General features: G+C 70.1%; 14 protein-coding genes. 7 read left to right on the top strand and 7 right to left on the bottom strand.

Translation table 11 applies throughout. From position 1 onward, the window contains the following. Positions 1-33: 33 nt before the first annotated feature. From NZH93_RS32105 to NZH93_RS32090, 4 genes are all read right to left on the bottom strand, one after another. Positions 34-1833: an alpha-galactosidase D gene (locus NZH93_RS32105; RefSeq protein ID WP_259627009.1), complete on the bottom strand. Its 1800-nt coding sequence runs from the start codon at positions 1831-1833 to the stop codon at positions 34-36. Positions 1834-1864: 31 nt separating this feature from the next. Continuing rightward, entirely contained in the window at positions 1865-2998 is a 1134-nt protein-coding gene (locus NZH93_RS32100) for an ROK family protein (protein WP_259627008.1), read from the bottom strand. A 296-nt stretch (positions 2999-3294) separates the two neighbouring features. Further along, complete coding sequence (locus tag NZH93_RS32095; RefSeq protein WP_259627007.1) at positions 3295-4158, bottom strand: DcsG N-terminal domain-containing protein; 864 nt, start codon at positions 4156-4158, stop codon at positions 3295-3297. Beyond that, on the bottom strand, positions 4155-4469 hold the full coding sequence (locus NZH93_RS32090) for a hypothetical protein (protein WP_259627006.1): 315 nt from the start codon (positions 4467-4469) through the stop codon (positions 4155-4157). The genes NZH93_RS32095 and NZH93_RS32090 overlap by 4 nt, the downstream gene beginning before the upstream one ends. 75 nt (positions 4470-4544) lie before the next feature. On the opposite strand from NZH93_RS32090, the gene NZH93_RS32085 reads away from it, so the two are divergent. Both NZH93_RS32085 and NZH93_RS32080 read left to right on the top strand, forming a co-directional pair. Continuing rightward, positions 4545-6191 (top strand): DUF885 domain-containing protein, encoded by a 1647-nt coding sequence (locus NZH93_RS32085; RefSeq protein WP_259627005.1) that lies wholly within the window; start codon positions 4545-4547, stop codon positions 6189-6191. Next, positions 6184-7155 (top strand): quinone oxidoreductase family protein, encoded by a 972-nt coding sequence (locus NZH93_RS32080; protein WP_259627004.1) that lies wholly within the window; start codon positions 6184-6186, stop codon positions 7153-7155. The genes NZH93_RS32085 and NZH93_RS32080 overlap by 8 nt, the downstream gene beginning before the upstream one ends. Positions 7156-7216: 61 nt before the next feature. Here the strand turns inward: NZH93_RS32080 and NZH93_RS32075 are convergent, their stop codons facing one another. After that, a complete protein-coding gene (locus NZH93_RS32075) occupies positions 7217-7807 on the bottom strand; it encodes an FKBP-type peptidyl-prolyl cis-trans isomerase (protein ID WP_259627003.1) in 591 nt (196 codons plus the stop codon). A gap of 519 nt (positions 7808-8326) precedes the next feature. Here NZH93_RS32075 and NZH93_RS32070 point away from each other — a divergent pair. From NZH93_RS32070 to NZH93_RS32060, 3 genes are read left to right on the top strand one after another with little or no spacing between them, the layout of a single operon-like run. Next, a complete protein-coding gene (locus tag NZH93_RS32070; protein ID WP_259627043.1) occupies positions 8327-9268 on the top strand; it encodes a hypothetical protein in 942 nt (313 codons plus the stop codon). An 11-nt stretch (positions 9269-9279) separates the two neighbouring features. Further along, the gene (locus NZH93_RS32065) at positions 9280-9918 is read left to right on the top strand and encodes a hypothetical protein (RefSeq protein ID WP_372506938.1); all 639 of its coding nucleotides are present in this window, start codon (positions 9280-9282) and stop codon (positions 9916-9918) included. A gap of 50 nt (positions 9919-9968) precedes the next feature. Further along, positions 9969-10616 (top strand): HD domain-containing protein, encoded by a 648-nt coding sequence (locus tag NZH93_RS32060; protein ID WP_259627001.1) that lies wholly within the window; start codon positions 9969-9971, stop codon positions 10614-10616. Positions 10617-10622: 6 nt separating this feature from the next. Here NZH93_RS32060 and NZH93_RS32055 read toward each other — a convergent pair whose 3' ends face one another. Both NZH93_RS32055 and NZH93_RS32050 read right to left on the bottom strand, forming a co-directional pair. Next, positions 10623-10892, bottom strand: coding sequence for a hypothetical protein (locus tag NZH93_RS32055; RefSeq protein ID WP_259627000.1), 270 nt, complete (start codon positions 10890-10892; stop codon positions 10623-10625). Positions 10893-10972: 80 nt separating this feature from the next. Next, positions 10973-11896 carry a heme o synthase gene (locus NZH93_RS32050; RefSeq protein ID WP_259626999.1) on the bottom strand — a complete coding sequence of 308 codons (924 nt, stop codon included), beginning with the start codon at positions 11894-11896 and terminating at the stop codon, positions 10973-10975. A gap of 285 nt (positions 11897-12181) precedes the next feature. Between NZH93_RS32050 and tkt the strand changes: the two genes are divergently transcribed. Continuing rightward, positions 12182-14278 carry a transketolase gene (tkt, locus tag NZH93_RS32045; protein ID WP_259626998.1) on the top strand — a complete coding sequence of 699 codons (2097 nt, stop codon included), beginning with the start codon at positions 12182-12184 and terminating at the stop codon, positions 14276-14278. After that, the gene (gene tal / locus NZH93_RS32040; RefSeq protein ID WP_259626997.1) at positions 14275-15387 is read left to right on the top strand and encodes a transaldolase; all 1113 of its coding nucleotides are present in this window, start codon (positions 14275-14277) and stop codon (positions 15385-15387) included. Before tkt ends, tal begins: the two co-directional genes overlap by 4 nt. Positions 15388-15390 lie beyond the last annotated feature (3 nt).

The following is a 15390-nucleotide window of genomic DNA, read 5'->3' as shown; positions in this document are numbered from 1 at the left end:
TCCGCGCCACGGGTGGCGCGGACCGCCCGAGCCCTACAGCGGGCTCACGTCGATCTTGTCGAGGTCCGGCGAGTACCCGCCGCCGCTGTCGAACAGGATCGTGTTGCTCCCCTGCTTGAGGGTCACCACGAGTTCGTGCGCGGCGACCGTCCCCCAGTCCGCCGTGGCCGGGAACTCGCTCCACACGGCGGGCGCGTCGTTCACGGCCACCCCGAACCACCGCGGGTCACCCGAGGTGTAGGACGTGGACAGCCGGTACAGCCCGGCCTTCGCCACCCGCACGGACCGGAACTCCACCGACCCGTTCTGGTACAGGTCACCGACCTTCTTCCCGCCCGAGCACCCCGCGCAGTCCTTCACGGCGGCCCGGCCTGCGAGCTTGCCCGCCTCGGCCTCCAGCCCGCCGACGAGCACGCCGGGCGTCACCTTGAACAGCCGCGACCCGTGCGGGGGCAGCAGCGCCCCGTACCCGCCGGCGAACGTCCCGAGGTCCTTGCGGGCCCACAGGTCCCGCACCTTCCCGGCCCCGGTCATCCCGAGGTCGCTCCACCGCCCCTGCACCGGTTTGGGCGTGGACGCCAGGTTGAACAGCGCCACGGTGTACGACCCGTCGGTGTTCCGCGCCCACCACGTCTGCTGGTCGCCGCCCTCGCGCACGGGCTTGGCGGGCCGCCCCTGCTGGTTGACCGCCAGCACCTCGGGGTTGGTCAGCAGCTTCTCGCCGAGCGCGTCGAGCTTGGTCACGTCGTCGCCGGTGTACAGCGGGGCGGCGGCGATCGACCAGAGCGTCATGTAGCTCTGCCGCTCGTCCGGGTTGATCCCGTCCATCTCGCCGTTGCCGACGTCGAGGGAGTCCAGGTCGTTCCACCCGCCGGGCCCGGCGTGCTGGACCCACTGCGGCAGGTCGGCCCACCGGTTGTCGACCGAGTTCTCCCACGTCACCAGCGTGTCGCAGTAGCACTCGACGTCCGTGTCGATCCGCCAGCCGTTGGTGTGCGCCTTCCACGTGTCGATGGCGGCGATGTCGAGCGACCACGACACCTCGAAGTGGATCTTCCGGCCGGTGGCGTCGAGCGCCTTCCGGTACGCGGCCACCTCGTCGCGGTTGTCGTAGTTCACCCCGGCCTTCCCGGAGCCGGGGCCGACGCCGTCCAGCTTGAAGAAGTCGACGCCCCAGTTCGCGAACATCGTCGCGATCGAGTCGATGTACTTCTGCGCGCAGGGCTTGGCGAAGTCGAGCTTGTACGAGCTGTCCCACCCGTTCGTGGTGCGCAGGTCGTCGTGGACGATGTCGTGCGTGCTGCACGACGGCGCGCCCGCGACCGGGAAGTCGCCCTTGTCGTAGTTGACCTTCTCCAGGCCGACCGGCAGGTAGATGCCCGACTTCAACCCCTTGCGGTGGAGGTGGTCGGCGACGTGCTTGATCCCGCGCGGGAACCGCTCGGCGTTCGTCTTGGGGCGGCCGTTCGAGTCGAAGTCCGGAACCCAGTCGTAGTTCATCCACCAGCCGGCGTCCATGTTGACGTACGTGTAGCCGCTGGGCTTCAGCTTCGCGGCGACCGCGTCCGCCTGCTTGAGGATGTTCGCCTCGTTCAGCCAGCTACCCATGCCCCTGGGGTTCAGGCCGGGGTACTTGCTGGACTGCATGCTCCACGAACTCCAGCCCAGGTAGGGCTTCGCGGCGAGGGGCGCGTCCTGGACGGCGGCCGGTTCCTGGGCCAGTTCCTGGGCCAGTTCCTGGGCCGGTGCCGCCGCGACCGGGGGCACCACCAGGGTGGCCGCGAGCACGGGCAGGACGGCGAGCGCCCTCCGCAGGGTGAGCGTTCTGGACATGGACTTCCCTTCACCGCAGGGTTGTGGCAGGTCAGTGGCGGAACAGGGCCTGGATCGACACGGCGGCCGCGCCGCGCGCCCACTCCTCGAACGGCAGGGGCCGCAGGATCAGCAGGCAGTCGGCGACCGCGCCGAACGCCTGCGCGGTGAACGCCTTCCGCACGTGCTCCTCGAACAGGTCGTAGGCCGCGACCCCTTCGCCGGACACGACGATCCGCTCCGGCCCGACGAGGTTCGCCATCGCCGCGAGCGCCAGACCGATGGCGTGCCCGGCCTCGGCGAACACCGCCCGGACGGCCGGGTCGCCGGAGCGCGCCCTGGCCACGGCTTCGGCCATCGGCATCCCCGCGCGGGCCACGATCGCACTGGTGGACGCGATGGCTTCCACGCAGCCCGTGCCGCCGCAGTGGCACGGCTGGTCGTCGCCCACCGGCACGTGCCCGAGTTCCCCCGCGACCCCGTGGGCCCCGGTGACGAGCCTGCCGCCGATGACGAGCCCGCAGCCGATGCCCGTGCCGACCGTGACGAGGGCGAACGAGGTGACGCCCACGCCCTCGCCGAACCACTGCTCGGCGACGGTGAGGGCTTTGACGTCGTTCTCCAGGCGGACCGCGAGGCCGGTCGCCTCGGCGAGGAGGTCGCCGAGGGGGACGTCGTGCCAGCGGAGGAAGGGCGAGTAGCGGACCACGCCGGTCGTCTGGTCGACGTCGCCGGAGACGGCGACGCCCAGGCAGTGGGCGCGGTCGCGGTACGGGGTGATCAGGTCGGCGACCAGGCTGGTCAGGGCCGCGACCACGTCCGGGACGGCGGTGGAGGTCAGCGGGTGGTGGCGGGCGACCCTGACCTGGGCGCGGAGGTCGCAGACGACGCCGATCAGGTCGTCGTCGGTGATCTTGACGCCCAGGAAGAACTCGCGGTCGGCCTTGATGGCGAGGGGGTTGGCGGGGCGGCCCGCGCCTGGGCCGGTGCGCTCCTCGGAGGTCAGTTCCTCCAGGTAGCCGGCTTCGATGAAGGGGCGTGCCGCCTTGGTGACGGCGGCCGAGGACAGGCCGGTGCGCCTGCCAACCTCGACGCGTGAGACCGGGCCCTGGGTGAGGACGGTGCTGAAGACCGTCGCCGCCGCTGGGCTGGTGATGGGGGCCCGTTGGGGCCTCGTTGCCGCCATGAGGGGATCGTGGGGTAATAAATTAACTTCGTCAAGAAACTAATGGTTTGTGCAGGTGGGTGGGGCGAAGGACGAAGAGCGGGAGAGTCGCCCCGTTCGCTCAAGTATCTCGATCTTCACGCTTGGTTTGTCAAGGCGGGAAAGATGCCTTGACAAACCAAGCGTGAAGCTGAGGGCGCTGGGGATCGGGGCGGCGGGGGGAGTGTGGGCGCCTTCCAGGCGGGTGGGCGCGGCTTGGGAGGGTGGTAGGGAAGGGTGGGTGGGGAGGGGGTTGGTGGGGAGGCTTTATGGGCCGGTTAGCGGGTTGCCAGTGCTGCGCGGATGGCTGAGGCGAAGCGCATTGGGGCGGTGTGGTCGGTTTGGCGGAAGCCCAGGGAGGGTTCTGCCAACTCGAGTTCCAGCAGTAGTGGTTCGCCGTGGGAGCCGGTTACCAGGTCTACCCGTGCGTAGAGGAGGTCGGCGCGGTGTAGGCCCAGCAGGGTTGCGGCCGCGTCCAAGGTGTCCTCGGCTACTCGGCGGTGTGGGGCGTCTGGGGTGGCTGGGGACAGGCGTTCGACGATGAAGGTGCCCGAGGGGTCCAGGCGGGACTCGTCGGTGAGCATGGCGCTCTTGGTGAAGGCGTGGGAGTACTGGCCGCCGAAGTAGACCATCGCGGTTTCGCCGTGGTTGTCCACTGCGGACTGGTAGGGCTGGAGTAGTGCTTTCACGCCAAGGGATTCCCAGTGGGCGTCCGCTGCCGCGTGGTCGCCTGCCGCGACTCGCAGGGCGCCCTTCGAGCCCGCGCCCACCGCGGGTTTCACCACGAATTCACCGGTAGGCCACTGTGGACGGTCGCCGGGGTGCAGGAGGGTGGTCGGGACGATCGGGACGCCCGCGTCCGCCAACTCCACCATGTACGACTTGTCGGTGTTCCAGCGGATGACCGGGAGCGGGTTCGCCAGGTTCGGGACGGTGGCGCACCAGGTCAGGAATTCGTCCAGCCTGTCGGTGTAGTCCCACGGTGAGCGGAGCACGACGAGGTCCGCGCTCGCGAAGTCCGCGCTCGAGTCCCACGGGGCCCATTCGGCGTGGACGCCGACGTCGGCCAGGGCGTCCACCAGTGCGTCGTCGTCGCCGTCGCTGGTGGGGAGTTCCGCGCAGGAGACCAGGTAGGCCTTCACTTCCCGGCCATCTTGTGGCGGTGGGCGGGGCCGATGCGGAGCGCGGCCGTGGTCTCGCGGTCCCACTCGGCCGGTTGCAGGTCGGGGACCTGGTCGACCAGGGCTTCGGCGGTGGCCACGTCGGCCAGCACGACGTCGCCGAGCGCGCCGTCGTCCGCGCCGACGAGCACGACCCGCGCGCCCGCTCGGCCGATGGGTTCCACCACGGCGCGGGAGCCCTTGCCGTGCTTGGCGACGAACGCGGTCGCCGACTTCACCGCCTTCGGGGGGACGGTCGTCTTCTTCTCCGTCGTCTGCTCGTCGTCAGCCACACGTCCACTTTAGAACCCGCGGGTAACTTCCGGGTGGTGACCGCCCCCACGGCGGTGCGGGTAGCTTTTCGCCGTGTGAACGATCACCCGGCACTCCCCGGTCTCGTCGACGGCGTACTCGCCTGGCACTTCGACCGCTTCCCCGGCCAGGCCGCGATCCTGGGCTCACTGGCGCACGACCGGACGTTCGGCGACTTCAGCGCCGCGGGCTTCACCGCCCACGAGCGGGAGGCCGGCGAGTGGCTGGCCCGCTTCGAGGCGGTGCCCGACGACGGGTTGAGCCTGGACGAGGCGGTCGACCGCGACCTGCTCGTGTCGGTGCTGCGGGGGCTGCGGGCGAAAGCGTCCTGGCCCGCGTGGCGGCGCGACCCGTCGACGTACCTGTCGTCGGTGCTGTTCCCGCTGTTCACAGCCTTCCTGCACCGGCCGCGCCCGGAGCCGGAACTGGTCGACACGGTGCTGGCGCGGCTCGCGGAGGTGCCGTCGGTGTTCGCCGCGTGCCGGGCGAACCTGGACCCGGAGCTGGCGTCGCCGCTGATCGTGCGCCGGGCGATCGGGCAGGCGCGGTCCGGCCGGTCGTTCCTCACCCGGTCGCTGCCCGCGCAGGTGGCCGACCCCGACCTGCGGGCGAGGCTGGCGGCCGCTGCGGAACCCGCCGCGGTCGCGTTCGACGAGCTGGCCGCGTTCCTGGACGGCTTCGCCGAACGCGCGCACGGCGACTGGCGGATGGGCGAGGAGCTGTACTCGACGCTCCTGGTCGAGCAGGAGCTGCTCGGCTACGACGCCGCCGAACTGCACACGCGGGGCATCGCCGCGTACGACGCGCTCGAAGCCGAGATGAACGAGCTGACCGCGCCGCACCACTGGCACGACGTGGTGCTGGCGCTCCAGCAGGACCACCCGCCGACGGTGGAGGACATGCGGGCCGAGTACGAGGCGGAGACCAGGCGGGCGCGGGCGTTCCTCGCGGAGCACGAGCTGGTCACGTTCGCCGAGGGCGAGGAGTGCCTGGTCGTCCCGTCGCCGGAGTTCCAGCGGCCGATCGCCGCCGTCGCCTCGTACCTGTCTCCCCCGCCGCTCACCGGCGGGCGCACCGGGCACTTCTTCGTGCCGTACCCGCCGGACGACTTCACGCCCGAGCAGGTCGTCCAGCGGCTGCGCACCAACACCCGCTCGCAGCTCCCGACCATCGCGGTGCACGAGACCTACCCCGGCCACCACTGGCACCTGTCGTGGCTGGCCGCGCAGGACCGGCCGGTGCGCAAGGTGCTGCGCACGCCGTACTTCAGCGAGGGCTGGGCGCTGTACGCGGAATCCCTGCTGCGCGAGCACGGTTACTTCACCGAGCCCGCGCACGAGCTGGCCCACCTGGAAGCGCGGCTGTTCCGCGCGGCGCGGATGATCGTGGACACGGCGCTGCACTGCGGCGACAAGACGCCGGAGGAGGCGGAGGAGTTCATGACCACCAAGGCGTCGCTCACGCCGGGCACGGCGAAGGGCGAGGTGAGCCGGTACTGCGCGATGCCGACGCAGGCCCCGTCGTACCTCACGGGCGCGTTGGAGATCGAGAACATCCGCGCCGACTACCTCGCGGCGGGGCGGGGCACCCTGCGGGAGTTCCACGACACGATCGCGGGCTCCGGGGCGCTGCCGCTGGGGTTGGCGCGCCGCGTGGCGCTCGGCGGGACGGACGAACACGAGAATGGGGAAGTAAATGCCTAAGGCAGTGCTGGTGCGCTCGACAGGTGGTCCGGAGGTCCTGGAGTACACCGACGTCGAGCCCCGCGAGCCGGGGGTGGGCGAACTGGTCGTGGCGGTGGCCGCCGCGGGCGTCAACTACATCGACACCTACCACCGGTCCGGGCTCTACCCGATGGACCTGCCGATCAGGCTGGGTGGCGAGGGGTCCGGCACGGTGACCGCGGTCGGCGAGGGCGTGACCGGGTTCGCGGTGGGCGACCGGGTGGCGTGGCACGACGGGATGGGCAGCTACGCCGAGGAAGCCGTCGTCGAGGCGGCCAAGGCGATGCACGTGCCGGAGGGCGTGGACGAGGAGACCGCCGCCGCGACCCTGTTGCAGGGGCTGACAGCGCACTACCTGGCAGCGTCGGCGTACCCGATCCACGCGGGCGACACCGTGCTGGTGCACGCCGCCGCGGGCGGGGTCGGGCTGCTGCTGGTGCAGTTGGCGAAGTCGCGCGGCGCGCGCGTGATCGGCACCGTGTCGACGGCCGAGAAGGAGGCGCTGGCGCGGGAGGCCGGTGCGGACGAGGTCGTCCGGTACACGGAGGTGGACTTCGTCGAGGAGGTCAAGCGCCTCACGGACGGCGCGGGCGTCAACGCGGTGTACGACGGCGTCGGCAAGGACACGTTCGACGGCAGCCTGTCGGTGCTCAAGTCCCGCGGCTACCTGGTGCTGTTCGGCGGGTCCAGCGGCCCGGTGCCGCCGGTCGACCCGCAGCGGCTCAACGCGGCGGGCTCGGTGTTCCTCACCCGGCCGCGGCTGGCGCACTACGTCGCCGACCGCGAGGAGCTGGAGTGGCGGGCCGGTGAGCTGTTCGCGGCCATCCTGGACGGGTCGCTCAAGGTCGCGATCGGCGGGCGCTACCCGTTGGCCGAGGCGCGCAAGGCCCACGAGGACCTCCAGGGCAGGCGGACCACGGCGAAGCTGCTGCTGATCCCCTGACCCGAACGCGGAGCGGGGCCCGTTCGGAACTCCGGACGGGCCCCGCGACCGGTGGTCCGACTCAGCCCTCGACCTTGACGGCGTCGATGACGAAGATCAGCGTCTCGCCCGCCAGGATGTCGCCCTGGCCGCCGGGGTAGCCCTTGTCCGACGGCACGACGAGCAGGCGGCGACCGCCCTCCTTCAGGCCCACGAGGCCCTCGTTCCAGCCCTGGATGACCGAGGCCTGGCCGACGTTCTCGACCGGGAACGGCTGGTTGCGGTCCCAGGACGACTCGCGGAACTTCTGGTCGCTGAAGGTGTTGAGCACGTAGTGCACCGTCGCCGTCGAGCCCTGCTTGACCTCCGGGCCGGTTCCGACCTCGACGTCCTCGACCACGAGGCCGTCCTGCGGCTTGCAGCCCGTCGGCACGGTGATCGTGGGCTTGGAGCCGAGCGCGCCGGTGACCTTGAACTGGTCCGGCGTGCAGGGCGGGCCGCTGGCGGGCGCCACGGAGGTCGCGCGGGCCTCCGTCTCCGGCGCCGTCGCCGCGGGGGTCGAGGCTCCGCCGGTGGCGGTGGACGGCCGGTCGCTGGGCGTGCAGGCGGCGACGGACAGTCCGGCGGACAACAGGGCGACGAGGGTCAGGGCCGTACGGCCGGCAGTACGCATGGGTGCGGAGCTTAGGTGGAGCGTCCGACCCGACGGCGACCAGGCCCGCTGACGATTCGTCGGCCGCGCCCCTCCCCGGCGCCCGAGGACGCGGGTGGACCGGCCTCCCCCCGAACGGGTGCTCCGCGCTCCCGACACCCGATCGTGACACCGGGACGGACACCGTCCGGCAGGGGTCGGGATGCCGCGAGATGGCGACGAACGGACGCTCCTCGTTCCGCCAGGAGTACTCATGGTTGTCCGATTCCGGCGGGACGTCCGACCGAATGACGCGGGCTCCCCCCACCGGACCAATCCGTTCACCCCGCGCTGCGGATGGTCACGAATCGCGATCGGCGTCCACCCCTAATTGCGGCTACCGTCCGGTCACACCTGCGCGTACAGTAACTCCGCGCACTCGATCGGATACTGAACGCATTCATCCTGTCGGCTGCCCACCAAGGAGGTGACCTTGTGCCCGCGGAGGCCGGAGGCATCCGCAGCAACCTGTTGCAGGAATTGTTCTGGACTCGAACAGGTTTGCTACTGCTGAGTCTCGTCGTCACTTCCGGAATATGCCTCACCGTGTCCAGTGGAATGGATCCGGGTACGTTCAAGAATTTCCTCAACTCCATCGGGACCGGCACCATGATCACCGCGGTGGTCGGTTTCGGGCAGACGCTGCTGACCAGCTCGGCCACGCAGCGGGCCCTCGTGACCCCGGTCGTCGAGGAGAGCCGCAAGGCGCTCCAGGAGCTGACCGCCGAGTACCGCGCGCTCGATCGCGAGTTCTTCCCCAGCCACGTGTTCGAGCCGACCGCCAAACCCGACCCGGCGTTCAACCAGGTCATGATGCAGGACCTCGACCGCACCAGGCTCTACTGCTTTCGCGGCTTCGCGGGCAGGTACGCGGCGTGCCGCCTGCTCATGTCGCGGTCGGAGTGCGAGCTGCGGGCGGTGCTCGCGGACCCGCGCGACGGCAGCGCCATCAGCGGCCGGGCGCGGTACCTGTTGCGCAACGAAGGCGCGGACGGCGACTACGACACCATCCAGTCGCGGCTGCGCGAGCAGATCTCCATCGGGCTGGTGGGCCTGTTCCTCGCGCGGAGCAGGTGCAACCGGATCGACGTGACGATCATTTCCGACCCACCGCTCGACCGGCTCGAACTGTTCGACGACAGCGCGTGGCTCACGCTCTACAGCAACACCAGCGCGGGCGTGGTCCGGCTCTACCCGAGAACACTGCGCTTCACGGAGGGCTCATTCCTCTACGGAATGGAAAGGGCCGAATTCCTCCGCGTCAGCAATTCACGGGCGGGCCAGCACTTCGTGATCCGCCCGAACACCAGTCGCGTGGAATTCCTCGCGCTGTTCGAGAAGATCACCGGTGCGCCGTTGGACGACAGCGGCTATCGATCTCTAGAAGAGAAGTTCCACTCCTTCCGCCGGGAATTCTCGGCCTCTGCTCAGCTGGGGAGCTGATAGCGGTGCTCATCGACTTGGCCGGGACGGCCACTCTGCCCGAACTAGCTTCCGGGATCACCGCGGCCGGGCCCCCTGCCGTCGACCAGTGGTCGATCGGGCCGCTGTTCGAAGGGTGGGCGGCCCAACCGGGGGTTCGCGAGGGTCTGCGGGAGCACCTGCGGACCCTCACCCCCCAGGAGGAGCGGCGGATCGTCTCGCGGTCCCGTGAGACGACCACGCACTTCGCCTGGTGCCTGCGCGACGAGCCGACCGAGCCGTTCACGTTCTGGCTGCACGAGTACAAGCCGCAGCGGGACTGGCGGCACGGGTACGCGGACTCCGTCCACAACCACCGGTACCACTTCAGCACGACCATCCTGACGGGCTCCTACCTGCACGAGCGCTACACGGCACGGCTCGGCGCGGGTGAGCGGTCCATCCTGTCGGCGGCGCTGCTGCGCCGCACCGAGTGCCCGGTCGGGACGTCCGGGACGATGCTCGCGCACGAGTTCCACCGCATCCCACGCGCGGGCGACGACACCATGACGTTCCTGGTCAAGTCCCGTGCGGTCAGCCCGTGGAGCCTGTCGTTCGACCCGGACACCGGCGCCAGCCACCGGCACGTCCCGGTGGAGGCGCGGTTGGAGGAACTGACGAACCAGCTCTAAGGATCTCCAGACGGACCTACCATCGGCCCACCCGGCATGGGAGGGCTCCGATGCGTGTCCGAAGCGCACTTTCGACCAACGTCATGACCGATGTGGAGCGGCGCGTGTGGGAGTTGTGCACGCGCCTCGCTCCCCGGCTCCAGTTCCACGGCTGGCACCACGTCAGCTTCGTCCGCGACAAGGCGGTCCACTTCGCCGAGCGGAACGGTTCCGCCGTCGACGTGGTGCACGTGGCCGCGCTGGTGCACGACGTGAACTACGTGGTGCGCCGCAACTCGTCCGCGGCGGAGGGCAGCGGCCTGCGCCGCGAGATCCTCACCGAGGCCGGTGTGGACCTCGACACGGTCGAGTGGATCGACCGCGTGGTCGACGAGGCGGAGATGCGGACCCGCCACCGCGACATCACCCTCGAGGCGCAAGCGCTGTCCGATGCGGACACGTTGTTCAAGGCGCTGCCCGTCACCCCGGTCGTGCTGGCGCACAAGTACCTGCTGGAGAACGGGATCACGCTCCAGGAGCTGGCGCACAAGATCGTCGGCGAGCAGCAGGGCAAGCAGGACGAGGGCTACTACTTCTACGACCCCGAGGCCGCGGCGACCTACACGAGGTGGGCGACGGCGAACCTGGAGCTGTGGCAGTGCATCGTCGAGTCCCTCGATGACCCGTGCGTCACGGACCTGCTGGCGGCGGTGTCCTAGCGCTGGTCACGGCGGTGGCCCGACCCCGGTGGACGTCAGCACCTCGCGGGCCGCCGCCACCAGCGCGGGGCACGGGTCGCGCAGTTCCCGCAGCAGTTCCCCGCGGAACTCGGCGGGCCGCTCGACCAGTTCCGCCCCGCGGTTCCCGAGCGCCTTGCACGCCAACGCCTTCAGCGCGGCCGACGAGTCCACCACCGCGGGCGATGCCCACCCGGCCTCCCGCACGGCGACCCGTGCCACCAGCGCTTCGACCACCAGTTCAGCAGACCCGACCACCGCGTTCCCCCTCCCGAGACCCCGGACAACGGGACTATCGGGAGGGGACGGGGATCGCTACGGGTAGTCCCCCGAAGGAGTTAGAACGGCCACCCGAGCACGGGCAGGCCGACGACGGCGTCGACGGCGAGGCCGCAGAACACCAGCATCAGGTACAGGTTCGACATGTGGAAGAACTTCATCGTGTTGGTCGAGCCGCCCTTGCGGACCACGTTGTGCAGCTTGTGGGCGAAGACGGCGAACCAGACGCCGGACACGGCGGCGACCCCGACGTAGATCCAGCTCGTGACCGGGGCCAGCAGCAGCGTGCAGACGACGGTGATCCAGGAGTAGATGACGATCTGCCTGGTCACCTGCTGCGCCGTGGCGACCACGGGGAGCATCGGGACGCCCGCTCGCGCGTAGTCCTCCTTGAACTTCATCGCGAGCGCCCAGGTGTGCGGGGGCGTCCAGAAGAAGATCACGCCGAACATGACGATCGCGGGCCAGCTCACCGTGCCGGTGACGGCGGACCAGCCGATGATCACCGGCATGCAGCCCGCCATGCCGCCCCAGATGATGTTCTGCGACGTGCGCCGCTTGAGCACCAGCGTGTAGACGAAGATGTAGAAGAGGATCGTGGCGACGGCGAACACGGCCGACATCAGGTTCGTCGTGATCCAGAGGAACGCGAACGACAGCACGCCCAGCACCACGCCGAAGATCAGGGCGTTGCGGGGTGGAATGGTCTGCTGGGCCAGCGGCCGGGCCGTGGTCCGCTTCATCACCGAGTCGATGTCCGCGTCGACGTAGCAGTTGAGCGCGTTCGCGCTGCCCGCCGCGAGGGTGCCGCCGGTCAGCGTGCACGCGATCAGCCACAGCGGCGGCACGCCGCGCGCGGCGAGCAGCATCGCCGGGATGGTCGTGATCAGCAGCAACTCGATGACGCGGGGCTTCGTCAGCGCCACGTAGGCGCCCACGACCTGCCGGGGCGACCGCGCCGGGGCCTCGGTGACGGCACTCATCGCGACGCACTCCTCTACCAGGTCGGGGATGCCGGAAGCGTAACCGCGAGGTCGTGGCACCACCCGGCCGGGTGTCCGGCGCACCGGGACCTTGGTCCTGAACAGAACACGCGTTTGTTCCGTATGCCCTTGTGCCGACACACACAGTCGTGTCGTTTCGCGCTCAGATCACACATGCGGACCCTCGGGACTAGGCTGAGAGGAGGACGAGGGAACCCGCGGGGATGAGCCGACTGTATCGATGGAGAAGGCCGTTTCCGCCAACGTGAGAGTGGAGCTGTGTCCGTGTCCGTGAGCGACGACATCACCCGGTTGACCGAGGCCCATCTGCCCGATGACTGGACCGAGCTGGACAAGCGAGCGGTGGACACGGTGCGCGTCCTCGCGGCCGACGCCGTGCAGAAGGTCGGCAACGGCCACCCCGGCACGGCCATGAGCCTTGCCCCCCTCGCGTACACCCTGTTCCAGCGCGTCATGCGGCACGACCCCGCGGATGCCGACTGGATCGGCCGCGACCGCTTCGTGCTGTCCGCGGGCCACTCCAGCCTGACGCTGTACATCCAGCTCTTCCTGGCCGGGTACGGCCTGGAGCTGGACGACCTGAAGGCGTTGCGCACCTGGGGTTCCAAGACCCCCGGCCACCCCGAGTACCGCCACACCAACGGCGTCGAGATCACCACCGGCCCGCTGGGCCAGGGCCTCGCGTCCGCCGTGGGCATGGCGATGGCCGCCCGCCGCGAGCGCGGCCTGTTCGACCCGGACGCCGCGCCCGGCGAGAGCCCGTTCGACCACGACATCTTCGTCATCGCCTCCGACGGCGACATCGAGGAGGGCGTGACGTCCGAGGCGTCCTCGCTCGCGGGCACGCAGCAGCTCGGCAACCTCACGGTCGTCTACGACGACAACAAGATCTCCATCGAGGACGACACCGCCATCGCGCTCGGCGAGGACACGGCGAAGCGGTACGAGGCGTACGGCTGGCACGTGCAGGTCGTCGAGGGCGGCGAGAACGTCACGGCGCTCGAGGCCGCGCTCAAGGCCGCCAAGGCCGAGACCGACCGGCCGTCGTTCGTCCTGCTGCGCACGATCATCGGCTACCCGTCGCCGAAGAAGATGAACACCGGCGCGGCGCACGGCGCGGCGCTGGGCGATGACGAGGTCAAGGCCGTCAAGTCCGCGCTGGGCTTCGACCCGGAGCAGACGTTCGAGGTCTCCGACGAGGTCCTGGCGCACGCCCGCGAGGTCGGCAAGCGCGGCGAGCACGCGAAGGCGGAGTGGCAGAAGGGCTTCGACGCGTGGGCCGCCGCCAACCCGGAGCGCAAGGCGCTGCTGGACCGGCTCGTGGCGAAGAAGCTGCCCGAGGGCTGGACCGACTCGCTCCCGACCTACCCGGTCGACGCGAAGGGCACCTCGACCCGCAAGGCCTCCGGTGAGGTCATCAACGCGGTCGCGGGTGTGCTGCCCGAGCTGTGGGGCGGTTCCGCCGACCTCGCGGAGAGCAACCTGACCTCGATCAAGGGCGAGAAGTCCTTCGGGCCCGCGAGCATCTCCACGGACATGTGGAAGACCGACCCGTACGGCCGCACGCTGCACTTCGGCGTCCGCGAGCACGCGATGGGCTCGATCCTCAACGGCATCGCGCTGCACGGCCCGACCCGCCCGTACGGCGGCACGTTCATGGTGTTCTCCGACTACATGCGCCCGGCCGTGCGGCTCGCGGCGATCATGGAGGCGTCGGTCACCTACGTGTGGACGCACGACTCCATCGGCCTCGGCGAGGACGGCCCGACGCACCAGCCGATCGAGCACCTGTCCGCGCTGCGCGCGATCCCCGGCCTGGCCGTGGTCCGCCCCGGCGACGCGAACGAGACCGCGTACGCGTGGCGCACGATCCTGGAGAACGCCGCCCCCGCGGGCCTCGCGCTGACCAGGCAGAACGTGCCGACCCTGGAGGGCACCTCCTACGAGGGCGTGTCGAAGGGCGGGTACGTGCTGGTCGAGGCGTCCGGTGGCACGCCGGAACTGGTGCTGATCGGCACCGGCTCCGAACTCCAGATCGCCGTCGAGGCGGCCAAGGTCCTGGAGGCCGACGGCGTTCCCACCCGCGTCGTGTCCCTGCCGTGCTTCGAGTGGTTCGACGCGCAGGACAAGTCCTACCGGGACGGTGTCATCCCGCCGTCCGTCAAGGCGCGGGTCGCGGTCGAGGCGGGCATCGCCCAGTCCTGGTACCGCTACGTCGGCGACGCGGGCGAGATCGTCTCGATCGAGCACTTCGGTGCTTCCGCCGACTACCAGACGTTGTTCAAGGAATTCGGTTTCACCACCGAGAACGTTGTCGCCGCGGCTCGCACCTCGCTGCGGAATGTGGAGGAGAGCAAGTGAGCAACCCCAACCTCGTCGCGCTGAGCGAAGCGGGCGTCTCCATCTGGCTGGACGACCTGTCCCGCGAGCGGCTCAAGTCCGGCAACCTCGCCGACCTGGTCGCCACCAAGAACGTGGTCGGCGTGACCACGAACCCGACGATCTTCGCGGGCGCCCTGTCGAAGGGCGAGGCCTACGACGAGCAGGTCCGGGAGCTGGCCGCGCGCGGCGCGAGCACCGAGGCCACCGTCAAGGAGATCACCACCACCGACGTGCGCACGGCGTGCGACCTGTTCCGCGACGTGTACGCGTCGACGAACGGCGTCGACGGCCGCGTGTCCCTGGAGGTCGACCCGCGCCTCGCGGGCGACACCGACGCCACGGTCGCCGAGGCGCTCGACCTGTGGAAGACGGTCGACCGCCCCAACCTGATGGTGAAGATCCCCGCCACCGTCGAGGGCATCCCGGCCATCACCAAGGTGCTCGCCGAGGGCGTCAGCGTGAACGTGACGCTGATCTTCTCCACCGAGCGCTACCGCCACGTGATGGAGGCCTTCATCGCGGGCCTGGAGCAGGCCAAGGCCAACGGCCACGACCTCTCCACCATCCACTCCGTCGCCTCCTTCTTCGTGTCCCGTGTGGACAGCGAGATCGACAAGCGGATCGAGAAGCTCGGCACCCCCGAGGCGCAGGCGCTGCGCGGCCAGGCCGCCATCGCCAACGCCCGCCTCGCGTACGCCGCGTACGAGGAGGTCTTCGAGGGCGAGCGCTGGGAGGCCCTCGTCGCCTCCGGCGCGCGGGCGCAGCGCCCGCTGTGGGCGTCGACCGGCGTGAAGGACCCGTCCTACTCGGACACCCGGTACGTGGACGAGCTCGTGGTCGAGAACGTCGTCAACACCATGCCGGAGAAGACGCTCGACGCGGTGGCCGACCACGGCAACATCGTCGGCGACACCGTCACCGGCGGCGGCGAGGAGGCCCAGGAGGTCTTCGACGCGCTGGCGCAGGCGGGCATCGACATCGACGACGTGTTCATCACGTTGGAGACCGAGGGCGTCGAGAAGTTCGAGAAGTCCTGGGAAGAGCTGCTGGAGACCGTGACCGGCCAGCTCGACAAGGCGAAGGGCTGAACC

The sequence above is a fragment of the Umezawaea endophytica genome (genome assembly GCF_025061645.1).
GTDB classification, from domain to species: domain Bacteria; phylum Actinomycetota; class Actinomycetes; order Mycobacteriales; family Pseudonocardiaceae; genus Umezawaea; species Umezawaea endophytica.
The sequence above is the reverse complement of the archived record's forward strand: the minus strand, read 5'-3'. Positions and strand labels throughout refer to the sequence as shown.